General features: G+C 71.9%; 21 protein-coding genes. 8 read left to right on the top strand and 13 right to left on the bottom strand.

Going from position 1 to position 22998, the window contains the following annotated elements; all coding sequences use genetic code 11:
• Positions 1 to 8: 8 nt before the first annotated feature.
• On the bottom strand, positions 9 to 1325 hold the full coding sequence (locus tag ACRAKH_RS34810; protein WP_380724018.1) for an aminotransferase-like domain-containing protein: 1317 nt from the start codon (positions 1323 to 1325) through the stop codon (positions 9 to 11).
• A 144-nt stretch (positions 1326 to 1469) separates the two neighbouring features.
• Here ACRAKH_RS34810 and ACRAKH_RS34805 point away from each other — a divergent pair, with 144 nt between their 5' ends.
• Entirely contained in the window at positions 1470 to 2108 is a 639-nt protein-coding gene (locus tag ACRAKH_RS34805; protein WP_380724017.1) for a GNAT family N-acetyltransferase, read from the top strand.
• A 69-nt stretch (positions 2109 to 2177) separates the two neighbouring features.
• Complete coding sequence (locus ACRAKH_RS34800) at positions 2178 to 2927, top strand: ArsR/SmtB family transcription factor (protein WP_380724016.1); 750 nt, start codon at positions 2178 to 2180, stop codon at positions 2925 to 2927.
• 75 nt (positions 2928 to 3002) lie between these two features.
• Here the strand turns inward: ACRAKH_RS34800 and ACRAKH_RS34795 are convergent, their stop codons facing one another.
• Positions 3003 to 3422 (bottom strand): hypothetical protein, encoded by a 420-nt coding sequence (locus ACRAKH_RS34795; protein ID WP_380724015.1) that lies wholly within the window; start codon positions 3420 to 3422, stop codon positions 3003 to 3005.
• A 40-nt stretch (positions 3423 to 3462) separates the two neighbouring features.
• On the opposite strand from ACRAKH_RS34795, the gene ACRAKH_RS34790 reads away from it, so the two are divergent.
• Positions 3463 to 3687, top strand: a complete 225-nt coding sequence (locus ACRAKH_RS34790; protein WP_380724014.1) for a hypothetical protein — start codon at positions 3463 to 3465, stop codon at positions 3685 to 3687.
• 84 nt (positions 3688 to 3771) lie between these two features.
• Here the strand turns inward: ACRAKH_RS34790 and ACRAKH_RS34785 are convergent, their stop codons facing one another.
• From ACRAKH_RS34785 to ACRAKH_RS34745, 9 genes are all read right to left on the bottom strand, one after another.
• Positions 3772 to 4914, bottom strand: coding sequence for an N-acetylmuramoyl-L-alanine amidase (locus tag ACRAKH_RS34785; protein WP_380724013.1), 1143 nt, complete (start codon positions 4912 to 4914; stop codon positions 3772 to 3774).
• 172 nt (positions 4915 to 5086) lie between these two features.
• Positions 5087 to 5413: a thioredoxin gene (gene trxA / locus ACRAKH_RS34780; RefSeq protein ID WP_380724012.1), complete on the bottom strand. Its 327-nt coding sequence runs from the start codon at positions 5411 to 5413 to the stop codon at positions 5087 to 5089.
• 27 nt (positions 5414 to 5440) lie between these two features.
• Positions 5441 to 6433, bottom strand: a complete 993-nt coding sequence (gene trxB, locus ACRAKH_RS34775; RefSeq protein ID WP_380724011.1) for a thioredoxin-disulfide reductase — start codon at positions 6431 to 6433, stop codon at positions 5441 to 5443.
• A gap of 117 nt (positions 6434 to 6550) precedes the next feature.
• Complete coding sequence (locus tag ACRAKH_RS34770; protein ID WP_380724010.1) at positions 6551 to 7315, bottom strand: anti-sigma factor family protein; 765 nt, start codon at positions 7313 to 7315, stop codon at positions 6551 to 6553.
• Positions 7312 to 7929 (bottom strand): RNA polymerase sigma factor SigM, encoded by a 618-nt coding sequence (gene sigM / locus ACRAKH_RS34765; protein ID WP_380724009.1) that lies wholly within the window; start codon positions 7927 to 7929, stop codon positions 7312 to 7314. The genes ACRAKH_RS34770 and sigM overlap by 4 nt, the downstream gene beginning before the upstream one ends.
• A gap of 107 nt (positions 7930 to 8036) precedes the next feature.
• Entirely contained in the window at positions 8037 to 9566 is a 1530-nt protein-coding gene (locus tag ACRAKH_RS34760) for a protein kinase family protein (RefSeq protein ID WP_380724008.1), read from the bottom strand.
• Positions 9567 to 9603: 37 nt separating this feature from the next.
• Positions 9604 to 11217, bottom strand: coding sequence for a murein biosynthesis integral membrane protein MurJ (murJ, locus tag ACRAKH_RS34755; RefSeq protein WP_380724007.1), 1614 nt, complete (start codon positions 11215 to 11217; stop codon positions 9604 to 9606).
• A 14-nt stretch (positions 11218 to 11231) separates the two neighbouring features.
• Entirely contained in the window at positions 11232 to 13496 is a 2265-nt protein-coding gene (locus ACRAKH_RS34750; RefSeq protein WP_380724006.1) for a DUF6049 family protein, read from the bottom strand.
• Entirely contained in the window at positions 13493 to 14011 is a 519-nt protein-coding gene (locus ACRAKH_RS34745; protein WP_053714528.1) for an NUDIX hydrolase, read from the bottom strand. Before ACRAKH_RS34745 ends, ACRAKH_RS34750 begins: the two co-directional genes overlap by 4 nt.
• 129 nt (positions 14012 to 14140) lie before the next feature.
• Between ACRAKH_RS34745 and ACRAKH_RS34740 the strand changes: the two genes are divergently transcribed.
• The gene (locus ACRAKH_RS34740) at positions 14141 to 15610 is read left to right on the top strand and encodes a CCA tRNA nucleotidyltransferase (protein ID WP_380724005.1); all 1470 of its coding nucleotides are present in this window, start codon (positions 14141 to 14143) and stop codon (positions 15608 to 15610) included.
• Between the two features lie 99 nt (positions 15611 to 15709).
• On the top strand, positions 15710 to 15967 hold the full coding sequence (locus tag ACRAKH_RS34735; protein WP_380724004.1) for a response regulator transcription factor: 258 nt from the start codon (positions 15710 to 15712) through the stop codon (positions 15965 to 15967).
• Positions 15968 to 16235: 268 nt separating this feature from the next.
• Here the strand turns inward: ACRAKH_RS34735 and ACRAKH_RS34730 are convergent, their stop codons facing one another.
• Entirely contained in the window at positions 16236 to 17534 is a 1299-nt protein-coding gene (locus ACRAKH_RS34730) for an MFS transporter (protein WP_380724003.1), read from the bottom strand.
• 255 nt (positions 17535 to 17789) lie between these two features.
• On the opposite strand from ACRAKH_RS34730, the gene ACRAKH_RS34725 reads away from it, so the two are divergent.
• Positions 17790 to 18371 (top strand): YqgE/AlgH family protein, encoded by a 582-nt coding sequence (locus tag ACRAKH_RS34725; RefSeq protein ID WP_380724002.1) that lies wholly within the window; start codon positions 17790 to 17792, stop codon positions 18369 to 18371.
• A 10-nt stretch (positions 18372 to 18381) separates the two neighbouring features.
• On the opposite strand, the gene ACRAKH_RS34720 is transcribed toward ACRAKH_RS34725, so the two are convergent.
• Complete coding sequence (locus tag ACRAKH_RS34720; protein ID WP_447009542.1) at positions 18382 to 18789, bottom strand: SdpI family protein; 408 nt, start codon at positions 18787 to 18789, stop codon at positions 18382 to 18384.
• A gap of 103 nt (positions 18790 to 18892) precedes the next feature.
• Here ACRAKH_RS34720 and ACRAKH_RS34715 point away from each other — a divergent pair, with 103 nt between their 5' ends.
• A complete protein-coding gene (locus tag ACRAKH_RS34715; protein WP_380728083.1) occupies positions 18893 to 20008 on the top strand; it encodes an esterase-like activity of phytase family protein in 1116 nt (371 codons plus the stop codon).
• A 150-nt stretch (positions 20009 to 20158) separates the two neighbouring features.
• On the top strand, positions 20159 to 22945 hold the full coding sequence (gene leuS, locus ACRAKH_RS34710; RefSeq protein ID WP_380728082.1) for a leucine--tRNA ligase: 2787 nt from the start codon (positions 20159 to 20161) through the stop codon (positions 22943 to 22945).
• Positions 22946 to 22998: the final 53 nt, after the last annotated feature.

Genomic DNA, 22998 nt, shown 5'->3' with positions numbered 1-22998 from the left:
ACTCCTGATCAAGCGGTGTCGGGCGACGGGCTGTGCGGACCGGAGACCGCGCGGCCCGTCGTGGGGCCGAACGTCTCGTGCAGCTCCACCTCGTCCTTGATGACGTTCGCGAGCCGCCGCACGCCCTCGCGGATGCGTTCGGGCGTCGGGTAGCAGTACGAGATGCGGAGCTGGCGGCTGCCGAGGCCGTCGGCGTAGAAGCCGGTGCCCGACGCGTACGCCACCCGCTGGGTGATGGCACGGGGCAGCATCGCCTTCGTGTCGACGCCCTCCGGCACGGTCACCCACACGTAGAACCCGCCGTTCGGCTTGTTCCACGTGGAACCAACCGGCATGTGCTGCTCCAGCGCCGAGATCGCCGCGTCGCGCCGGTCCCGGTACGCCTCGCGGTAGGTCTTGATCTGGCCCTTCCAGTCGTGCGTCGACAGGTAGCGCGACACGATCAGCTGGTTGAGCGTGGGCGGGCACAGCGTGGCCGACTCGGCGGCCAGGACGAGCTTCTCGCGCACGGCGTGCGGCGCGAGCACCCACCCGACCCGCAGGCCGGCGGCGAACGTCTTGGAGAACGAGCCGAGGTAGACCACGTTGTCCGGGTCGCTCGCCCGCAGCGCCGGGTACGTGGTGCCGTCGAAGCCCAGCAGGCCGTACGGGTTGTCCTCGACGACCAGGATGCCGTGCGTCCGGCAGATCTCCAGGACCTCGGCCCGGCGCTGGACGGCGAGCGTCACGCCGGCGGGGTTGTGGAAGTTCGGGATCGTGTAGAGGAACTTGATCCGCCGGCCCGTGCGCTCGACCGAGGCGATGGCCTCGCGCAGCGCCTCGGGCACGAGGCCGTCCGCGTCCATGCCGACGTGCACGACCTGCGCCTGGTAGGCGGAGAAGGAGCCCAGCGCCCCGACGTACGAGGGGCCTTCGGCCAGCACGACGTCACCGGGGTCGCAGAAGATCCGGGTGACCATGTCGAGGCCCATCTGGGAGCCGACGGTCACGACCACGTCGTCGGGGTGGGCGTTGATGCCCTCCAGCGCCATCACGTCGCAGATCTGCTCGCGCAGCTCAGGCACGCCGTGCGCACTGCCGTACTGGAGGGCGACCAGGCCCTCGGTGGCGACGACGTCCGCCACCTCCGCGCTGAGCGACTCCAGTGGGAGTGCTGCCAGGTGCGGCATCCCCCCCGCCAGGGACACCACCTCAGGCCGGCTCGCCACCGCGAAGAGCGCCCGGATCTCCGATGCCGTCATGCCCGCCGTCCGCGCCGCGTACCGGCGGAGATGGGGGTCGAGGCTTCTGGCTCCCTGCTTGGGAGGCTGTCCGGGTAGGTTCACGGGAAACTCCGTAGGTGGCTGTTACCGGCGGGTTTGTTCCCAGCCGAGTGTAACGGCCGTCCCGTTCGGGGCATCTGCCTTCCGGGCGGGGGTCACATCCGCCTATCCTCGGGAGGGGATGTCTTCGGGGGCTTGGAGGTCGGGGTGTCGCGTCGTGTCGTGGGCGTCACCTTGGACAACCTGGAGCACCTCTCCAAGCACACCCGGACGTGCGTCTTCTGGGAGCTCGCGCCGCACCTGAAAGAGCAGGCGGAGGAGTTCGGCGACACGGAGTTCGAGAAGGAGGCCTGGGTCTCCAGCGTGCTGCTGGAGTGGGGCTCCTGCGGTCGGATCATCTACTGCGACGGGATTCCCGCCGGTTCGGTCTTCTACGCGCCGCCGGCGGCCGTGCCCAGGTCGTTGGCGTTCCCCACCTCCCCCGTCAGCCCGGACGCCGTGCTGCTGACCGGCCTGGAGGTGCTGCCGGAGTTCCGCGGCGGCGGCCTCGGCCGCGTCCTGGTGCAGTCGGTGGCGAAGGACCTCACCCGGCGTGGCGTGAAGGCCATCGAGGCGTTCGGCGACAACCGGCCGGATGACGGCGGGCCGAGCTGCGTGACGCCGGCCGCGTTCCTGCTCCAAGTGGGCTTCAAGACGTTGCGCCCCCACCCCCGCTGGCCCCGGCTCCGGCTGGAGCTGCGCAGCGCGTCCTCGTGGAAGGAAGACGTGGAGTCGGCGTTGGAGCGGCTGCTCAACTCGGTGAGCGTGTCGACCGCGACGGCGGAGCCGAGCTTCCGGCCCGTCTGATCAACCCTGTGACCTGCGGTTTCTCTTGCTCGCGTTGACATGCAGGTATTTACCTGCATAACGTGGGGTGTGGACAAGGTGTTCAAGGCCCTGGCCGACGAGACCCGCCGCTACCTGCTGGACCGGCTGCACGAGGAGAACGGGCAGACGCTCGGCGAGCTGTGCGCGCGCCTCGGCATGACCAGGCAGTCCGTCACCCAGCACCTGAGCGTGCTGGAGGCGGCGAACCTGGTCAGCACCGTCCGCCGCGGGCGGGAGAAGTTGCACTACCTCAACCCCGTGCCGCTGCACGAGGTGCAGGAGCGGTGGATCGACAAGTTCGAGCGGCCCCGGTTGCGGCTGCTCGGCGCCGTGAAACGACGAGCGGAGGAACCGGTGAAGCCGGAGTTCGTGTACGTGACGTACATCGAGAGCACGCCCGAACGGGTGTGGGAGGCCCTGACCGACGCGGACGTGACCGCGCAGTACTGGGGGCACCGCAACATCTCGGACTGGGAGGTGGGCTCCACCTGGTCGCACCGGCGGGTCGACGGCTCGGACGTCGACGACGTGGTGGGCGAGGTCGTCGAGGCCGACCCGCCGCGCCGCCTGGTGACGACGTGGGCGGACCCGGCGGACCCGTCCGTGACGTCGACCGTGACGTTCCGGATCGAGCCGTACGGCGAGATCGTGCGGCTGACCGTCACGCACGAGGACCTGGCGGACGAGTCGGAGCGCGCGCAGGCGGCGTCGGGCTGGGCCGCGGTGCTGTCCAACCTGAAGTCGCTGCTGGAGACGGGGCACGTGCTGCCCGGCATCCCGTGGCAGGCGTCCGTCTAGGCGACGACGACGGCGGCGGCAGCGGCAGGAGCGGCGGCAGGAGCGGTCCCGCCCGGCTCGGCTCGGCGCTGAGGGCTAGAAGCGGTCGATCTCGCAGCTCTCCAGCGTGCCGCCCTGAAAGAGGTCGAGCGCCTGCTCGCTCACGACGAGCTGGCCCTGGTCGGTGACGCCGATGTCGTCCACGCCGGCCTGGCCCGTCACCTCCAGCCAGTGGAACGTGGGCAGCTCCTTACCCTCCAGCAGCTCCTGCGCCTCCTCCGAGAGGGTGACGACGGCGCGCCGGACGCGGAACGCGTCCAGGCCGCTGTCGACCAGCGTGTCGGCCAGGTCGTCCGTGACGAGGTACACCGGGAACGCCTCGACCAGGTCGTCACCCGACCAGTCGGTGATCTCGTAGTGCACCGACTCGATGCGGGGCGGGTGGGCCGCCGCGTCGATCACCGTTCCCTCGTCCAACACACCGGCGACCTCGGGTTCGAGGCGGTAGAACTCCATCGTGCTCCTCACCGGCGGCGCCGGGCAATAAGATCGACTCGTGGACGTGGGGGCGGAGATCCAGCGCAAGGTACTCGCGATCACCGAGGGATCGCGGGACTTCGGAGAGATTCGCACACTGCTCGGCGGGTGGCAGGCCGAGGGCATCGCGACGGAGCGCCTGATCGACGAGGTGACCGACCTCATGCTCGACCTGCGGGCCCAGAACCGCGAGGACGACGAGGACTTCGTCGCCGACGTGCTGGACGTCCTGGCGGGCTGGTAGCGCGACCTGCCGGGACGGGTCGCGCCCGCGGCCGGAGATCGGTGGTCGCGGGCGCGCTCGACGGCTCGGGCGGGCTCGGCGGGCCTAGCGGATCTTGCCCGTCGCGACCTCGTGCCGCATCAGGTCGTCCAGCGTGAACGTGCCCGTCGGCTGGTCGTCCTTGCCCAGCAGGTACAGGCGCTTCACGGCGACCAGGATGCCCTCGGCCACCACGTCGCGGAACGACGGGTTCGCCAGGCGCTGCCGGTCCCCCGCGTTGGTCAGGTAGCCGACCTCGACCCGGACCGCCGTGCAGCGGGTCATCCGCAGCATCTCCCACGTCTTCGGGTGCGTGCGGCAGTCCAGCATGCCCGTGCGGGCCACGATCTCGCGCTGGATGAACCCGGCCAGCGCCTCGCCGACCGTGGACGACGTGCCGTTGCCCGTGCCGAAGTGGAACGTGGCCACGCCCGACGCGAGCGGCGACGCGTTGCGGTCGGCGTGCAGCGACAGGATCAGGTCCGCGCCCGCCTCGTTGGCGAACCGGGCCCGCTCGCTCTCGTCCGGGTTGTTGTTCGGCCCGCGCGTGAGCAGGGCCTCCATGCCGGTGGCGGCCATCTTGCCCTCGAGCAGCCGGGCCAGGTCCAGCATCACGTCGGCCTCGGACACGCCGTCGACCACGACACCGCGGTCCTCGCCGCCGTGACCGGGGTCGATGATGATCCGCTTCCCGCTCAGCCGCGGGCCGGCCCGGCGCACGCGCTCCTGCTCGCGCAGGAACACCGGCCGGCCGCCCCGCACCTTGGGCTGGAGCTGGCGCAGCGCGCGGACCGTGTCCGGACCGCACATGCCGTCCACGATGAGCCCGTAGTCGCGCTGGAAGCTCCGCAGCGCCAGTTCGGTCTGGTGGCCGAACTCGCCGTTGGCGCGCCCGGCGTCGTAACCCAGCTCCAGCAGGCGCTCCTGCAGGGCGAAGACGTCGTCGCCGGTCACCGGCTGCGCCATCAGGAACGCCAGCGGGCGGTCGCCGAGTCGATAAGTCGCGTCACGCAGCGCGCGGTAGGTGGCCGGACCGACGATGCCGTCGGTGATGAGACCCCGCTGCTGCTGGAACGCTCGCACAGCGTGCTCGACCGGCAGGTCGAACACCTGAGACGGCTGCGGATCGGACAGCAGGCCGAGCTTGGTCAGAGTTGCCCTGACCTCGGCGACGTCCGGCCCGAAGTCCCCGCGGCGGAGTAGCGGCATGCACCCCTCGCTCACTAAGGCGCCGACACCGGCCGACGCTGAACTTGACGCCCTATTGTGCCTTGCTCGCGGCGATGGCACGGATGGGGCTACTGGCCGTGGTCACAGCTCCACATACGAGTGACCCGCCCGCCTCCCGTGGAAGACGGACGGGTCACCCGGATGTCAGTGCTCAGAGCACGTCGGACAGGTCCTTCAGCAGCGCGGCCTTCGGCTTGGCGCCGACGATCTGCTTCACCGGCCGACCGCCCTGGAACAGGATCATGGTCGGCACCGACATGATCTGGTAGTCGCGGGCGATCGACGGGTTCGCGTCGATGTCGAGCTTCGCGACGGTGATCTTCTCGGCGTGCTCGGCGGCGATCTCCTCGAGCACCGGGGCGACCATCTTGCACGGGCCGCACCAGGTGGCCCAGAAGTCGACCAGAACCGGCTTCTCGCTGGTCAGAACGTCGTCGGCGAACGTCTGGGCGGACGTGACCACGGTGGAGCCTGCCATGTGTGTTCTCCCTCTCGAGCGAGTGCTTCAGCTGGTGGTGACGGGCTCGCTGTAGCCGCCGCCGACGTGCTCGGCGGTGACCGCGGCCTCCGTGGTCCCGTGCTCGGCGAGCCAGCGCTCCGCGTCGATCGCGGCGGCGCAGCCGGACCCGGCGGCGGTGATCGCCTGGCGGTAGGTGTGGTCGACGAGGTCGCCCGCGGCGAACACACCGTCCACGTTCGTGTGAGTCGTGCGGCCGACGACCTGGACGTAACCCTCGCCGTCCAGCTCGACCTGGCCCTTGACCAGCTCGCTGCGCGGGTCGTGGCCGATGGCGACGAAGAAACCGGTGAACGGGTGCTCGGCCACCTCGCCCGTGCGCGTGTCGCGGGTCTTCACGCCGGACACCGACGTGTCGCCGAGCACCTCGACGACCTCGGCGTTCAGCAGCCACTTGATCTTGTCGTTGGTCCGCGCGCGCTCCAGCATGATCTTGGAGGCGCGGAACTCCTCACGGCGGTGGATGATCGTGACCGATCGGGCGAACTTGGTGAGGAACGTCGCCTCCTCCATCGCCGAGTCGCCGCCGCCGATGACCGCGATGTCCTGGTCGCGGAAGAAGAAGCCGTCGCACGTGGCGCAGGCCGACACACCGCGCCCCAGCAGCTCCTGCTCACCGGGGACGTGCAGGTACCGGGCCGCCGCGCCCATGGCGAGGATGACCGCGCGGGCGGCGTAGCGGGTGCCGTTCGCGGTGACGTACTTCACCGGGCCGTCGAGCTCCAGCTCCTCGACGTCCTCCGCGCGCAGCTCCGCGCCGAAGCGCTTGGCCTGCTCCCGCATCTGCTCCATGAGGTCGGGGCCCATGATGCCGTCGCGGAAACCGGGGTAGTTCTCGACTTCGGTCGTGGTCATCAGCGCGCCGCCGTACTGCGAGCCCTCGAACACCAGTGGTTCGAGCTGGGCGCGCGCCGCGTAGACCGCGGCGGTGTACCCGGCGGGCCCCGATCCCACGACGATCAGGTTCCGAACGTCCGACACCCTCGACCTCCGTTAGTCGCTTCCGGTCCAGGCAACCCGGACCGGCTCTTCGCACAACGGATCGTAGGGCGTCGTCATTCCGCCCTGTCGGGGTGAGTTCCGCTACGTGGACCCCGGCTACGGCTCGATGGTGGTGTTCGCGAGCACGCCGTCCGGGTTGTCCGGGCCGCACGTCTCGGGGTCGACCACCACGATCCGATACGCGCCGGGCGAGCCCGCGGGCAGGATCGCCATCACGGCGTTCCGGTCGTTCAGCGTGATCGGGCTGACGCCGAGCGGCTTGGACGCCTGGATGTTCGCCCCGCGCAGGCAGTCGGCGAGCTGCTCCTGGTTCTCCAGCGGACCGTAGTTCTGGGCCTTCAGCACGTCGCCGAACACCGGGCCGAAGTTCTCCCCGCGCACGGCGGGCAGCTTGCCGGGGCTGCCGGTGGCGCCCGGCGGGGTGGCACCCGGCGCCGGTGCGGTCGTCGTCTTGTCCGGCTGGGCGACGTTGTCCCCCGGCGTGTTGCCCGACGGGATCACCACCACGGCGATGCCCACGGCCGCCGCGGCCGCCGCGAGCAGCCCCGCGCCCCAGCCGAGCCGCTTGGCGCGCCGCGCCTTCGCCTGGTTGAAGTCGATCACCGGGGCGGCCGGCCGGGCCTCCTCGGCGAGCGCCTTGTCGATCCGCTCGGCCACCTCGCGGGGCATCGGGATCGGCGGCAGGTTCCGCAGGTCCTCCAGCGTCGCGTCGAGGGCCGCCAGGACCGCGCGCGCCTCCGGGTCGCTGTCGACCAGGGGCCTCAGCTCCGCCTCGGTCTGCGGGTCCAGGACCCCCGCGTGCAGGTCAGCCAGCAGGTCGACGGACCACGGCGGCCCTGAACGCCGCGCATTGCCGGTCATCGTTCCTCCAACTGACGTCCCTGTTGCACCTGCACATCGTTGATTGGGACGTTCGCATCTGCACCCTGGTTCCGGAGGTGCCCCAGAACTTTGGCGAGCTTGGCCCGACCGCGGGCGCACCGCGACTTCACGGTGCCCTCCGCGATGCCCAGGAGCTGCGCCGTCTCGGCCACCGAGTACCCCTCCACGTCCACCAGGACGATCGGGGCCCGCTGCTCCTCGGGCAGCTCGTTCAAGGCCGCCTGGACCACCAGGCGGGTCTCCCGCTCCGCCATCGCGTCGCGGGGCGCCACCGGCTCACCGGGGCCTGCCTCGGGCAACGGGACGGTCGGCCTGGTTTGTCGCCTGCGCATCCGGTCGAGGCAGGCGTTCACGACTATTCGGTGCAACCACGTCGTCACCTGCGACTCGGCGCGGAAGCTCGCCGCCGCGCGGAAGGCCGAGATGAACGCCTCCTGCAACGCGTCCGCGGCCTCTTCGGGATCGCGCAGGGTGCGCAGGGCCACCGCCCACATGCGGTCGCGGTGCCTGCGCACGAGCTCGGCGAAGGCGTGCGGGTCGCCCGCGGCGTGCGCCGAGATGAGGTCTGCGTCCGAGCTGGCTGCGGCGGTCACGCGCGGAGCCTACTGGGTTGAATGCCGCTGCTTCGCAGGCGGCGGCTCGGTCGCCTGGAAGTCGGTCGTTCGCGACCTCGCGGGTTGGTGGTGCGGGGGGCAGAAGGTTACTGGGCGCGGGTGTAGACGAGTTCTGCGATCTCCGACTTGTTGTTCTTGCCGCTGCCCGCCAGCTTCGTGATCCACACCAGGACGTGCTGGGTCGCGTCGTGGTCGTTGAGCTGGATCTGGGTCTGCCCCGCGGACAGGGTCGCGGTCGCGATGACCTTCGTCTCCTGCAGCGGCGCGCCGGGCGAGCCCGCCACCCGGATCTCCACCACGGTGCCCGCGCTGGGCGACGTGACGGTCACCGACGCCAGCTTCACCGGCTCGGCGAAGCCCGCCATCAGGCCGATCCCCGGCTTCAGGGCCGGGAACGGCTGGAAGTAGTTCTCCGTCTGCCACACCGTGGTGGGGTTGTTGTCGACCGACCGGTTGGCTCGGGTGGCGTTGTCCGGCTGGTTCGTCACGTCGTACACGCCGACCGACGCGGGCTGCACGGGACCGGCGGGCTGCGGCGCCGGCGGCGCGGGCTGGCCGCTCGGGCCCGGCGGGTTCGACTGGCCGATCACCACGGTCGGCCCGCCGCCGCCGGACGGCTCGTCGCTGAAGAAGCTCACGATCTGCACGCCGAGCCACACGACCACGGCCAGCGTGGCGACCGCCAGCACGGCCACGCTGATCATCAGCTTGCGCTTGCGGTCCTTGTCGCGGACCGGCCGCTGGGTCGTCCACACCGCGCCGTCGTCCGGGCCGTCGTCGTTGACCGGCTGGATCAGCGCCGTCTGCGCCTCGGACTGGGCGATCTGGTCGAGCACCTGGAGGATCGCGGCACTGGTGCGGATGCCGCCGACGCTGGTGTCCTCCAGGCTCCGCACGGCCACCGACGACAGCTCGTGCGGCACGTACGGGTGCAGCGCGCTGGGCGCGACCACGGAACCGTCCGGCCCCGTCGGCGCGGCGGGCACGCCGTCCGGGCCGTCCGGCAGCGCCCACTTGCCCGTGAGCAGCAGGTAGAGGATCGCGCCGAGCCCTTTGACGTCGTCGCGGGCGATCGCGTCCGGCCGGGGGCCGGGGAACGCCAGCCGCAGCCTGCCGTCGGACGTCACCCGGATGCGCTGCGGGTGGTCCGCGCCGAGCACCAGCCCGGCGTGGTGGGCGCCCTCGATCGCCGCGCCCAGCGGCTCCAGCAGCCGTGACGCCGCGCCCGCCGGCAGCGGGCCCTCGGCGATCAGGTCCATCAGGTCGGTGCCCTGGGTCCACTCGGCCACGACCACGCCGAGGATGCCCTCGTCGAGCTTGATCCCGGTGCCGGGCGTCAGCACGTCGATCACCCGGGACACGCCGGGGTGGGTGAAGCTGGCGGCGTGCATGGCGCGTTCCGCGGTCCGCTTGGCCCGCGCAGCCGCCGCGTGGTCGGCCGGGTTGCCGACCAGCACCGTCAGCGCGACGTCCCGGTTGAGCTGGCCGTCGCGGGCCCGCCACAGCTGCGCGTCGCAGCGGCGGTCCTCACCGGACTTCGCCAGCAACCGGTACCGGCCGTCGCCGATCACCCCGCCGGGCACCAGCGAGGTGTTCTGGATCGGACCGCTGCTCACGGGGCCGAGGGTACGTGAACGGGCCGGACCTCACGCGTCATCGGCGACCCACCAAACGACTGATCTTCGCGACGGCGGGCTTGACCTCGGGCACCCGGAACAGGGCCAGCAGCAGGAAGCTGAGCGGCAGCCCGACGATCGTCTGGATCACCACTTCGACCCAGGCACCCGCCACGCGGGACTCGATTCCCACCACGCGGACGGCGAGCCAGGCGAGACCGGTGGCCGCGCCGAACGCGATCGCCGACGCCACCACGGTGAGGCAGATCGTCCACGCGGTGTAGCCGGTGCGCAGCCGGCCGAGCCGCAGGCGCAGCCACACCTGGCCGACCAGGGCGCCGACGACGAAGCTCAGCGACATCGCGATCGACACCCCGACCGCGAGCTTGTCCGGCGGAGAGATCGCCAGGAACCCGTACAGCAGCCCGATCCGCACCACGACGATGATCGCCTGGATGATCGTCGGCGTCCGCGCGTCCTTCAACGCGTAGAACACCCGGAGCTGGAGCAGGGTGATCGCGTACGGCACCAGCCCGAACGCCGACAGCGCCAGCGCCGTGCCGATCGCCTCGCCGCCGGCCAGGCCGGAGTTGCCGAACGAGAACAGCGCCAGGCCGATCGAGACGCCGGCGACCGTCATCAGCGCGCTGAACGGCATGAGCAGGATCGCGGACATCCGGTTGCCGAACGACAGGTCGCCGACCAGCGCGTCGTTGTCGTGGGCCGCCGCGGCGCGGCTCATCTTCGGCATCAGCGCGGTCAGCAGCGACACGCCGAGCACCCCGTACGGCACCTGGGCGATCAGCCACTGCATGTTGTACACGGTGATCGCGCCGTCGTGGTGCGTGGCGACCTTCGTCAGCACGACCATGCTGACGAACCCGAGCGCCACGTACAGCAGCACCCAGAACGCGAGGCCGCCGAACTCCGACAGCCGCCGGTCCCAGCCCCACCGCCAGCGGAACCGGAACCCGGTCCGGCGCAGCGCGGGCAGCAGCACGGACGCCTGCAGCGCCACGCCGAGCATCGTGCCGAGGCCCAGCACCAGCAGCTTCGGCTGGCCCATCCGCACCGGGTCGAGCGAGATCTCCCCCGGCATGAGCCAGTAGACGACCAGCGTCACGATGACCACGAGGTTGTTCAGCACCGGCGCCCACGTGGGCAGGCCGAACACGTGCCGGGTGTTGAGGATCGCGCCGAGCAGCGCCGACAGCCCGTAGAACACGATGCCCGGCAGCACCAGGTAGGCGAACGCGGTGACCAGCGCCGGGTTGGCGTTCGGGGAGTCGATGAACAACCCGGTCAGCAGCGGCGCGCACGCGACCGCGACGACCGTGCCGACGCCGAGCACCACCGCGGACATCGTGATCATCCACTGGGCGTACGACTCGCCGCCGTCCCCGTCCTCCTTCTCGGCGCGGACCAGCAGCGGGATCGCCACGCTGGTCAGCACGCCGCCGAGGAGCAGCTCGTTGATCATCGTCGGCAGCGTGGTCGCGACCTGGTACGAGTCGTTCAGCACGTCGACGCCGAGGATCGTGATCAGCAGCAGCTTGGACAGCAGCCCGGACGCCCGGCTGACGATCGTGGCGATGGCCATCGAGCCGCCGGCGCGCGCCAGCGACGGACCCTGCTGTTGTCCCTGGTCCACCGTTGTTGTTCCGCTCAACTCGTGCTCGACCTCTCCGGCGGCGTGACGCCGCTGGCGTCGTCCGGCACCTGCGTGGCGGCGGCGCGCGCGGCCCGCACCCGGCGGACGATCCGCCGGGCGGAGAGCAGCACCAACGCGGCGCCGGCCAGGCAGGTGATGATGACGGTGATGGTCCCGTACGCCGAGGACGACACCTCCAGGCGGGCCCGTTCGCCCAGGTCGACGCCGTTCGGCGTGACCAGGCGCACGTGCACGGGGAACCGGCCGGACCGCAGCACCTCGACCGGCACGCGGACCAGCAGGTCGCCGCGCGCGGGCAGCACGATGTCCACCGGCTGCTTGGTGACGATCCCCGGCGTGTCCTCGATCACGACCCGCACGGTCACCCGCACGTCCAGCCGGTTCTTGATCGACAGCGGGATGGGGCTGTCGGCGGAGCCCAGGAGGATCGGGCTGTTCGGCTCGGTCACCGTGACCTGGCTCCGCAGACCGGCGATCTCCTCGTGCGCCGTCGCCAGCGCGTCACGCGCGCCGTCCTCGTTGCCGCGCCACGCGCCCGACGCCGTCCGCAGCAGGTCCAGCCGCAGCGGGTCGACCAGGTCGCCCGGCTCGGCGGACGCCGCGTCCTGCTGGCTCATCGACTCCGACAGCTGCTGGAGCTGCTGCCACGACGCGGCGACCGCCGCGGTGACGGCGGGCGGCACCTCGCGGGCGCCCGACTCCACCGGGTAGCTCAGCGCCGCGGTCTGGTCGGGCGGCGCCGCGAGCAGCGACTGGAGGCCCACCGCGGTCGCGAACCCGCCCGAGACCAGCGACTTCGTCGTGCGCAGCAGCATGTCGACCTCGCCGGTCGGCGCGTTCCACCGGCGCGGCGGCGCGACGACCACGTGCTGGCCGGTGCTCTGGAACCCGGCCCGGAACGTGAGCGCGGCGAGCGCGTTCTGCACCGACACCGGCCGGGTCTCGGTCGGCGTGGTCACGCCCGCGAGCGGCCGGCTCGTCGCCGCGCCCTGCAACGCGTCGGACACCATGCCGTCGATGCGCACGGCCGTCACCGGCTTGCCCTCGGGCACCTCGAACGCGACCGGCCCGGTGCCGGGCGTGCCCGCCACCGCCGACTGGTCGACCACCAGCGACGTCACGCCGCGCGAGGTGAGGTCGGCCATCGTCTGCTGGTCGAGGACGCCGTCGACGGGCCAGGCCAGCCCCTCGGTCGGCTGCACGTCGAGGACGTCGCGGACCACGTCGTCGCCCGCGAGCGCGAGGTCGGTCAGCCCGGTCAGCCGGCCGCGGGACAGCGCGACCAGGTCGGCGTCCGCGTCGGGCAGCGCGATCACGCACCGGCCGCCCACCAGCAGCCGCAGCTGGGCCAGCCACAGCGCCGCGTCGTCCTCGCCGCGGCCCGGGCCCTGCCCGCGCACCTCATAGCCCTCGCTCATCGCGGCGACCGTGCGCAGGAGGTCCGGGTCGACGGCGAGGCACACGCCGCCGGCCAGCGGACCCGCCAGCGCCGACTCGTACGCCTTCAGCAGGTTCCACAGCCGGCCGCCCATGGCCAGCGAGCCGGCCAGCTCGTCGTCGGTGAGGACGGCGGGAGCGGTGGTGACCAGGCGCGGCCGGTCGGCCAGCGGCCACAGCAGGGTGATCTTGGCCGGGTTCTGCGGCACGGCCGGCGCGGCGCCGCCGGGCAGCGCGAGCACGGGGAGCAGCGTGCTCAGCGCGGCCAGCCGGGCCCGGCCGCCGAAGTCCGGCGTGCCGTTGATGTTGGCGAGGATCGGGTAGATGCCCGGCTCGCGGATCAGCAGCGACGTGGGGCCGGGTCCGGTCAGCGGGACGGTCAGCTGGAACGGCTTCGACTCGTCCTGCTCCAGCCGGTCCACGATCCGGGTGAAGTTCGGCTGCACGACCTCGGCGTCGGTCGGCTCGCGCAACGCCTGGCGGACGTCCTCCTCGCCGGTCAGCGGGTCGCCGCGCTCCAGGCGCAGCTCGATGTCCTCGATCGGGCGGTCGCCGACGTTCACCACCTTGCCCTTGATGGTGATCGAGTCCAACCCGTCCGAGGTGACCACCCGCGGTGTCATCTCCTCGACGTCGAGCCGCAGCCACACCTGCGACTGCTGGCCGGGCTGGTTGGACAGCGCGCGCGTCGCCCACACCTGCGTGGCGGGCGCCGGCCGCACGGGCAGCCGCCCGCTGTCGGCGGGCGCCGCCGGCGCCGACGACGCCGTCGTCACGATGAGGATTCCCGCCGCCGCCAGTGCGGACAGCAGCCGTTTCACGCCGACTCCGCTCCGTCCGTCTGGTACTCGGAGAGCAGTTCGGCGGCTCGGCGCACCAGTCGACGCTCGTCCGCGTAGGCGAGCCGGTCGTCCAGTTCGCCAAGGGGCACCCACGCCACCTCGGTGACCTCCACGTCTTCGTCGGAAAGCTCGCCGCCCAGCGCTTCCAGGAGGAAGTGGTGGACGGTCTTGTGCACCCGTCGGTCCTCGGCCACGAACCAGTAGTCGATGGAACCGAGCGGGCGCAGGACCCTGCTATGAATACCGGTCTCCTCGGCGACCTCGCGCACCGCGGTCTGTTCCGCGGTCTCACCGGCCTCGATGTGACCCTTGGGCAGCGACCACAGCAACCGGCCCCGGCGGTCGAGCCGCCCGATGATCGCCGCGACGTGCTGCTCGAAGTCCAGCACCAGTCCGCCCGCCGACGTCTCGTCGACCGTCTTCAGCCGGCGACCGCGGCGCCGGTTCCGGCGCCTCGGCTTGGGACCGCCGGAGCGACCGGACGACTGGGGCATGCCCTGATGGTAGTGGCGACCAGCGATTACGGGACGTGACAGGGCTGTTGCGCAAGGTGATCCACAGCGGGTGGCCGCGGCGGGCAAGTCGTTCGGGCGTCCCGCACCCGACCAGTAGGCTGGCTCCTCGTGTCCGGACCCATCGCCTCCACCGCCACTCCTGGCCAGGATTCCCAGGGGCAGGACAATGCCGTGGTGGAACTGCTGAGCGCCCTCCCCGTCGCCGAAGAGCTGGCCGCCCGCTTCGCCGCGGCCGGTCACCGCCTGTACCTCGTGGGCGGCAGCGTGCGGGACGCCATGCTCGGCCGGCTGTCCGGCGACCTGGACTTCACCACCGACGCCCGGCCGGCGCAGGTGGTGGCGCTGCTGAAGGGCTGGGCCGACGCGATCTGGGACACCGGCATCGCGTTCGGCACCGTCGGCGCGACCAAGCACAAGCAGACCGTCGAGGTCACGACGTTCCGCGCGGACAGCTACGACGGCGTCACCCGCAACCCCGAGGTGACGTTCGGCGACACCATCGAGGGCGACCTCGTGCGCCGCGACTTCACCGTCAACGCGATGGCGTACGACGTGGTGAACCGCGAGCTGATCGACCCGACCGGCGGCCGCGAGGCGCTGCGGGCGCGGACCCTCGACACGCCCGCCACGCCGCAGGAGTCGTTCTCCGACGACCCGCTGCGGATGCTGCGCGCGGCCCGGTTCGCGTCCCAGCTCGGCTTCACCGTCGCGCCGCGCGTCCTCGACGCCATGACCGCCATGTCCGGCGAGCTGAGCCGCATCACCGCCGAGCGTGTGCAGGCCGAGCTGTCCAAGCTGCTCACCGGCGCCCACCCGCGGGCGGGCATCGAGCTGATGGTGACGGCGAAGCTCGCCGACGTCGTGCTGCCCGAGCTGCCCGCGATGAAGCTGGAGATCGACGAGCACCACCAGCACAAGGACGTGTTCCACCACTCGCTGGTCGTGCTGGAGCAGGCCATCGACCTGGAGGACACGCCCGAGCCGGACCTCGTGCTGAGGCTCGCCGCGCTGCTGCACGACATCGGCAAGCCCGACACCCGGCGGTTCGAGGAAGGCGGCGGGGTGTCGTTCCACCACCACGAGGTGGTCGGCGCGAAGATGGTGCGCAAGCGTTTGCGGGCGTTGAAGTACTCGAAGGAGATCGTCGAGGACGTCGCCCAGCTCGTGTACCTCCACCTGCGGTTCCACGGCTACGGCAGCGGCGAGTGGACCGACTCGGCGGTGCGCCGGTACGTCACCGACGCGGGCCACCTGCTCACCCGGCTGCACAAGCTCGTCCGCGCCGACTGCACCACCCGCAACAAGCGCAAGGCCAACGCGCTCCAGCGCACGTACGACGACCTGGAGCGCCGCATCGAGCGCATCGCCGCCGAGGAGGACCTCAAGCGGGTCCGACCCGACCTCGACGGCAACGAGATCATGCGGCTCCTCGGCCTGCCGCCCGGACCGCTCGTCGGCCAGGCGTGGAAGTTCCTCAAGGAGCTCCGCCTCGACCGCGGCCCGCTCGACCACGACGAGGCCGTCGCGGAGCTGCTGCAGTGGGCACGCGAGCAGGGCGTCCAGCCCCCTGGTGACTGACACCAAGTGACCAATCTCGTGCTGAGGGGTTGGCCAGTGACGCGCTGTTGCGAGACCATGACTGTGTGCGTCAGACACGCGCACTGGGGGTGGTGTCGCATGAACGCTTGGGGACTGTCCGAGGGGGGCACCCGGGCACACGGGTTGGACGCGTTGACCGACCGGCAGCGGGCCGTGCTCCGCTGCCTGGCCAGGGGGCTCGCCGACCACGAGATAGCGCGGGTGCTGGCGCTGAGCCAGCACCAGGTGGGCGCCGTGGTGTCCGAGATCCTGCGGGTGCTGCACCTGCGCGACCGGATGGCCGCCGTGGTCTACGCCCACGAGACGGGGATCATCCGGATGCCGCTGCCCAGATAATTTGCCGCTGCTTCGCAGACGGCGGCTCGGCCGCCTGGAAGTCGGTCGTTCGCGCCTGATTTCGCGGCGATCGAAAAGCGTGATCGCCACGAAATGAGTCGCGAACGACCGACGCGGCCTCGCGGTGACATGGCGCCGCCTCCGGCGTCGCGGCTCGGCCGCCTGGAAGTCGGTCATTCGCGACCGATCCCGCGACGATCGAAAAGCGTGATCGCCGCGGGATGGGCCGCGAACTACCGACGCGGCCTCGCGGGGCTGGTCATCGGGGCTAGTGGGTTGGGGTGCGCTTGATCAGGAGCAGGTAGCCGGTCAGGCCCAGGAGGTACGCGGCGGTGGCGGCCAGGACCAGGGTGGGCGAGCGGCCGTCCAGGGGGACGATCGCGGCGGCGGCGGTGACGGCGGCCACCTGGGTGACGTTGAAGAGGGTGTCGTAGAGGGCGAAGACGCGGCCTCGGACCTCGTCGCCGATGTCGCCCTGGACGGCGGCGTCCACGCAGAGCTTGACCACCTGGCCGGCGAACGTGAGCAGGAACGACGCGGCCAGGATGGTCGGCAGCAGCATCGGCAGGCCCAGGCCCAGTTGGGTGGCGGCGGCCAGGAGCAGGGCGCCGCAGACGGTGCCGCGCCGGCCGAGGAGGTCCACGACGCGGTCCGTCAGGAGTCCCGCCAGCAGGATGCCCGCGCCGCCCGCGACGGCGACCTCGCCCAGGCCGGCCAGCCCGGCCTTGAGCGGGCCGAGGTCGGTGAAGGTGTTGCGCATCAGCAGCAGGGTGAGCAGCAGCGACATGCCGAAGCCCGCGCGGTGCGCGAGGAGGGCCAGCAGGGCGGCGGCGACGGTGGGCGCGCGCCACGCGGCGCGCGCGCCGTCCAGCAGGCCCCTGGCGACCGCGGTGACGGTCCGGCTCGGCTCGTCCACGGCGTCGGGGCCCAGGACGCCACGGGCGAACCGGGAGGCCAGGAACGCGGCCCCCAGGGAGCCGACCACGGCGAACGACGTCGTCCACGCCGAGCCGCCGTCACCCGAGCCCAGCACGGACCGGAGGCCGACGGCGCAGGCCGCGCCCAGGACGGCGGTCAGGGCGCCCAGCGTGGTGACGAACGCGTTCGCCTCCACCAGGTGGTCGTCGTCCACCACGTGCGGGAGGGACGCCGACAGGCCCGAGCCGACGAACCGGCTCACGCCCGTGACGAACAGCGCCGAGGCGTAGAGGGGCACGCCGTCGAGGCCGAACCCGACGGCCGCCGCGGTGAGCAGGATGAACAGGGCGCGGGTGAGGTTCGCCACGACGAGGACGCGGCGGCGGTCCCACCGGTCGAGCAGCGCGCCCGCGAACGGCCCCACCACGGAGTACGGGAGCAGCAGCACGGCGAACCCGGCGGCGACGGCGAGCGGGTCGGCGTGGCGCTCCGGGTTGAACAGGACGGCGCCCGCGAGGCCCGCCTGGAAGAGGCCGTCACCCCACTGGGCTGCCAGCCGGGAGGCCAGCAGCCTGCGAAAATCCGCTACCGCGAGGAGTTTCCGGACACCGAGGTGGTGCTTCGCCGCGGTGGTCCGGGCAGTGGTCACGGGGACGAGCCTATGCCCGTGCGCGCCGGAACGACGAAGGGCGGGAACCACGAAGGCCGGACCCGATGGGTCCGGCCTCCGGGCGTCAGACGCCCGGTCGCCTCTCGGCGGGTGGCACTTCGCGGCTCCAGCCGGACGGTATTCCGCGAAGGCTGTTAAGTGGGCCCGGGGGACTCGATGGCGCCTGACGGTTCCTACAACGAACACGGTAACCCGGATGTTCCGCCCCGGAGGAGTCGGGCGTCGTCTGAGATCATGTCGGGTGTGCGCCCTGATGCCGAAGTCGAACCGGGTTCGCTGCTGGTCGCGGCACCGAGCCTGACCGACTCGAACTTCCGCCGAACGGTGGTCTACGTGATCGACCACCGCGGCGAGGGCACCCTCGGGGTGGTGCTGAACCGGCCGAGCGAGGTGGCCGTGCACGACGTGCTGCCGTCGTGGGGGCCGCACGTGACCCGGCCGCAGGCCGTCTACATCGGCGGGCCGGTGGAGCAGAAGACCGCGCTGTGCCTGGCGGCACTGCGCACCGGCGAAGACCTGGCGTCACTCGAAGGCGTGGTCGGCGTGCACGGTCCGGTGGCGCTGGTCGACCTGGATGCCGACCCGGACGCCCTGGTGCCGAAGGTGCGCGGGATGCGCGTGTTCGCCGGCTACTCGGGCTGGGGCGAGGGCCAGCTGGCCGGTGAGATCGAGCGCGGCGACTGGATCGTCGTGAAGGGCCTGCCGGACGACGTGCTGACGCCCGCCAACGTCGACCTGTGGGGTCGGGTGCTGCGCCGCCAGGGCATGCCGACGTCGCTGCTGGCGACGTTCCCGCTGGACATCCGCCGCAACTGACGCCGGGCGCTCAGGCGCGGGTGAGCACGCCGCACGCGCCGCCGGACCCGGCGCACGCGCAGCCGCCGCAGCCGGCGGGGGCCTGCTCGGGCATCGCCTCGGCGGCCCGGTGGCCCAGGACGCCGCCCGCGCCCGCGACGACGACGCTGCCCACCAGCCCGATGAGGCCGATGACCGGCAGCAGCGCCGGGTTCAGCGCGGCCGCGGCGGCCGACGCCAGGGCGATCGCGCCCGCGGCCACGTTCGGCACGCCGGCGATCTTGTTGGCGAGCGCGAACGTCTCGTCGTCGCGCAGCGTGGCCTTGGTGCGCACGCCGAAGAAGCGGTTGCGGTGCAGCAGGCCCCGCACGCCGAGGAAGCCGATCGTCCCGAAGGCGACGCCGATCAGACCCAGCACCACAGGCAGCACGATGTTCACGCCCCCGAGGGTAGGCCGGTCCTTCGATCTTGGTCGAACCAGCCCCGGCTTCACCCGAAGGTGTCCTTACGGACGGCCCGGCCCGGTCGGGAAGCTCGCCACCATGAGAACTCGATCTTGGCTGGCCGCGTCGGTGGCCGTCACCGCGCTCGTCACGGCCGCGCCCGCCGCCTCGGCCGCCCCGCCCGTCCGCTTCCTCGGCCACACGACGCTGCCGCACGCCCTGCGGTTCGAGGGCACCACGGTCGGCGGCCTGTCCGGCGTCGACCGCGACCCGTCCACCGGCGGGTACGTCCTGATCAGCGACGACCGGTCGTACACCGATCCCGCCCGCTTCTACACGGCCGACCTGCGCATCGACGGCTCCGGCGTGCACGACGTCCGGATCACCGGCACGCGCGCCCTGCGCCACCCCGACGGCGGCACCTACTCGCCGCCGACGCTGAACGACGGCCGCACCGTGGACCCCGAGGACATCCGCGTCGACCCCCTGACCGGCGACTACTGGTGGAGCCAGGAGGGCGACCGGCCCGCGACCGGGGGGCCGGTCGTGATCCAGCCGTCCATCCAGCGGGCCCGGCGCGACGGCGCCTACGCGGGCAGCCTGCCGTTGCCCCGGCACTACGCCTACGCCCCCGACCGCGGCCCGCGCCGCAACCTCGCCCTCGAGGCGATCACGTTCTCCCCCGACGGCAACCTCGTCACCAGCGTGGTCGAGGGCCCGCTCCTGCAGGACGGCGACGTGCCGACCGCCGACCGCGGCGCGCTGACCCGCCTCACCGTGCAGACCCGCGACGGCTCGGTCGTCCGCCAGCACGCCTACCCGCTGGAACCGCTGTTCGCCGCGCCCGAGCCCGGACCGTGGGGCCCGGACACCGGCGTGCCCGCGATCCTCGCCGACCCGAAGGTCCCCGGCCGCTACTACGCGCTCGAACGCAGCTGGGTGCCCGGCGCCGACTACAAGGTCCGCCTCTTCCAGGTCGACGTCGCGGGCGCCACGGACGTGCGCCACCAGGACGTCCTCGCCGACGACGTGCGCCCGGTCCGCAAGAAGCGGCTCGCCGACCTGCACGACTTCCCGCTGCCGGTGGTCGACAACGTCGAGGGCCTCGCCTGGGGGCCGCGCCTGCCGTCCGGCGAGCGCACCTTGCTGCTGGTCAGCGACGACAACTTCGCGGTCGAGGAGTTCACCCGGTTCATCGCGCTTGCGCTGCGCTGATACCGTTGACGGCATGAGCAAGGCCCGCCTGCTCCTTAGCTAGCCGCGCAGACCTCGACAGCCAGGTCCGCGCGGCAACCCCTCATGCCCCTTCCGGGCTGGGGGGTTTCGTCATGTCAGGGGCAGGTACCGATGGAGAGGGACATCCCGATGAGCACCGACGCGGCGGACGCGACGCCCGCCTTCCGCTACACCGCCGAGCTGGCGGGCGAGATCGAGCAGCGGTGGCAGCAGCACTGGGAGGAGCGCGGCACGTTCCACGCGCCGAACCCGGTCGGGCCGCTCGAGGGTGACGTGCCCGCCGACAAGCTGTTCGTGCAGGACATGTTCCCGTACCCGTCGGGCTCCGGGCTGCACGTCGGCCACCCGCTGGGCTTCATCGGCACGGACGTGTTCGCCCGGTACCACCGGATGAACGGCCGCAACGTGCTGCACACGATGGGCTTCGACGCCTTCGGCCTGCCCGCCGAGCAGTACGCCGTGCAGACCGGCCAGCACCCGCGCAAGACCACCGAGGACAACATCCAGACGTACCTGCGGCAGATCCGCAGGCTGGGCCTGGGCCACGACGAGCGCCGGCGCGTCTCCACCATCGACCCGGCCTACTACAAGTGGACCCAGTGGATCTTCCTGCAGATCTTCAACTCCTGGTACGACGCGGACGCGGGCAAGGCCAGGCCGATCGCCGAGCTGGAGGCGCAGTTCGCCTCCGGTGAGCGGGCGACGCCGGACAAGCCGTGGGCGGACATGACCGGCCCGGAGCGGCAGAAGCTGCTGGGGCAGCACCGCCTGGCCTACCTGTCCGAGGCGCCGGTCAACTGGTGCCCCGGCCTGGGCACCGTGCTGGCGAACGAGGAGGTCACCGCGGACGGCCGCAGCGAGCGCGGCAACTTCCCGGTGTTCCGGCGCTCGCTGCGCCAGTGGATGATGCGGATCACCGCGTACGCCGACCGCCTGATCGACGACCTGGACCGGCTGGACTGGCCGGACAAGGTCAAGGCGATGCAGCGCAACTGGATCGGCCGCTCGCAGGGCGCGCGGGTCAAGTTCGCGGTCGACGGCGCCGAGGGCGTGGACGTCGAGGTGTTCACCACCCGCCCCGACACGCTGTTCGGCGCGACGTACATGGTGCTGGCGCCCGAGCACCCGCTGGTCGACGTCATCGCCTCCGCCGAGCAGGCCGACGCGATCGCGGCGTACCGGCGCGACGCGGCCCGCAAGTCCGAACTGGACCGGCAGGAGAACAAGGAGAAGACCGGCGTCTTCACCGGCGCCCACGCCGTGAACCCGGTCAACGGCGCGCGCATCCCCGTGTACGTCGCGGACTACGTGCTGATGGGCTACGGCACGGGCGCGATCATGGCGGTGCCGGGCCAGGACCAGCGCGACTGGGACTTCGCCAAGGCGTTCGACCTGCCGATCATCCGGACCGTGCAGCCGCCCGAGGACTTCGAGGGCGAGGCGTACACGGGCGCCGGGCCGGCGGTGAACTCGGGCTTCCTGGACGGCCTGGACGTCGCCGAGGCCAAGAAGAAGATCATCGCCTGGCTGGAGGAGCAGGGCCGCGGCGAGGGCACCGTCCAGTTCAAGCTGCGCGACTGGCTGTTCTCGCGGCAGCGGTACTGGGGCGAGCCGTTCCCGATCGTCTACGACGAGGACGGCTCGCCGATCGCCGTGCCGGAGTCGATGCTGCCGATCGAGCTGCCCGAGGTGGACGACTACTCGCCGCGGACGTTCGACGCGGACGACGCGAACTCCGAGCCGTCGCCGCCGCTGTCGCGCGCGGAGGACTGGGTCACCGTCGAGCTGGACCTGGGCGACGGGCCGCGCGAGTACCGGCGCGAGACCAACACCATGCCCAACTGGGCGGGGTCGTGCTGGTACCAGCTGCGGTACGTGGACCCGACGGAGTCCGAGCGGTTCGTCAACCCGGAGAACGAGCAGTACTGGCTGGGTCCGCGCACCGCCGAGCACGGCGCGACCGACCCGGGAGGCGTCGACCTGTACATCGGCGGCGTCGAGCACGCCGTGCTGCACCTGCTGTACTCGCGGTTCTGGCAGAAGGTGCTGTTCGACCTGGGCCACCTGTCCGGTGACGAGCCGTACCGCCGGCTGTTCAACCAGGGCTACATCGAGGCGTACGCCTACACCGACGCGCGCGGCACGTACGTGCCCGCCGAGCAGGTGGAGGAGCGCGACGGCAGGTACTTCTTCGAGGGCGAGGAGGTGCGGCGCGAGTACGGCAAGATGGGCAAGAGCCTGAAGAACGTCGTCACGCCCGACGAGATGTGCGAGAAGTACGGCGCGGACACGTTCCGGCTGTACGAGATGTCGATGGGCCCGATGGACGTCTCGCGCCCGTGGGCGACGAAGGACGTCGTCGGCGCGCAGCGGTTCCTGCAGCGGCTGTGGCGCAACCTGGTCGACGAGACCACGGGCGCGCTGCGCGTGACGGACGAGGAGCCGGGCGAGGAAGCGCTGCGCCTGCTGCACAAGACGATCGCGGGCGTGCACGACGACTACGCGAACCTGCGCTACAACACGGCGGGCGCGAAGCTGATCGAGCTGAACAACCACGTCACCAAGCACTTCCCCGGTGGCGCGCCGCGCGTGCTGGCGGAGCCGCTGGTGCTGATGCTGGCGCCGCTGAGCCCGCACGTCGCCGAGGAGCTGTGGTCGCGGCTGGGGCACACCGAGTCCCTGGCGCACGGCCCGTTCCCGAAGGCCGACGAGGAGTTGCTGGTCGAGGACACCGTGGAGTACCCGATCCAGGTCAACGGCAAGGTGAAGGCCCGCGTGGTGGTGTCGGCGTCGGCGTCGGCGGACGAGGTCAAGGCGGCGGCGCTGGCCGAGGAGAAGGTGGCCGAGCTGCTGGCGGGCGGCGAGCCCCGCAAGGTGATCGTCGTGCCCGGCCGGCTGGTCAACGTGGTGCTGTAGTTCCCGCGCGGTCCGCGGGCTCGGCGTTCACGGGCGCCGGGCTCGCGGACGTG

The organism is Saccharothrix hoggarensis, from assembly GCF_052936025.1.
This window is presented reverse-complemented; position numbering and strand designations above follow the sequence as displayed.

Coding starts and splice junctions, on each gene's coding strand:
- ACRAKH_RS34770 (WP_380724010.1), bottom strand. CDS start 7,315: ATGACCGGCAATGCGCGGCGTTCAGGGCCGCCGTGGTCCGTCGACCTG.
- ACRAKH_RS34725 (WP_380724002.1), top strand. CDS start 17,790: ATGTCGGGTGTGCGCCCTGATGCCGAAGTCGAACCGGGTTCGCTGCTG.
- ACRAKH_RS34715 (WP_380728083.1), top strand. CDS start 18,893: ATGAGAACTCGATCTTGGCTGGCCGCGTCGGTGGCCGTCACCGCGCTC.
- ACRAKH_RS34795 (WP_380724015.1), bottom strand. CDS start 3,422: ATGGAGTTCTACCGCCTCGAACCCGAGGTCGCCGGTGTGTTGGACGAG.
- ACRAKH_RS34785 (WP_380724013.1), bottom strand. CDS start 4,914: ATGCCGCTACTCCGCCGCGGGGACTTCGGGCCGGACGTCGCCGAGGTC.
- leuS (WP_380728082.1), top strand. CDS start 20,159: ATGAGCACCGACGCGGCGGACGCGACGCCCGCCTTCCGCTACACCGCC.
- ACRAKH_RS34735 (WP_380724004.1), top strand. CDS start 15,710: ATGAACGCTTGGGGACTGTCCGAGGGGGGCACCCGGGCACACGGGTTG.
- trxA (WP_380724012.1), bottom strand. CDS start 5,413: ATGGCAGGCTCCACCGTGGTCACGTCCGCCCAGACGTTCGCCGACGAC.
- ACRAKH_RS34745 (WP_053714528.1), bottom strand. CDS start 14,011: ATGCCCCAGTCGTCCGGTCGCTCCGGCGGTCCCAAGCCGAGGCGCCGG.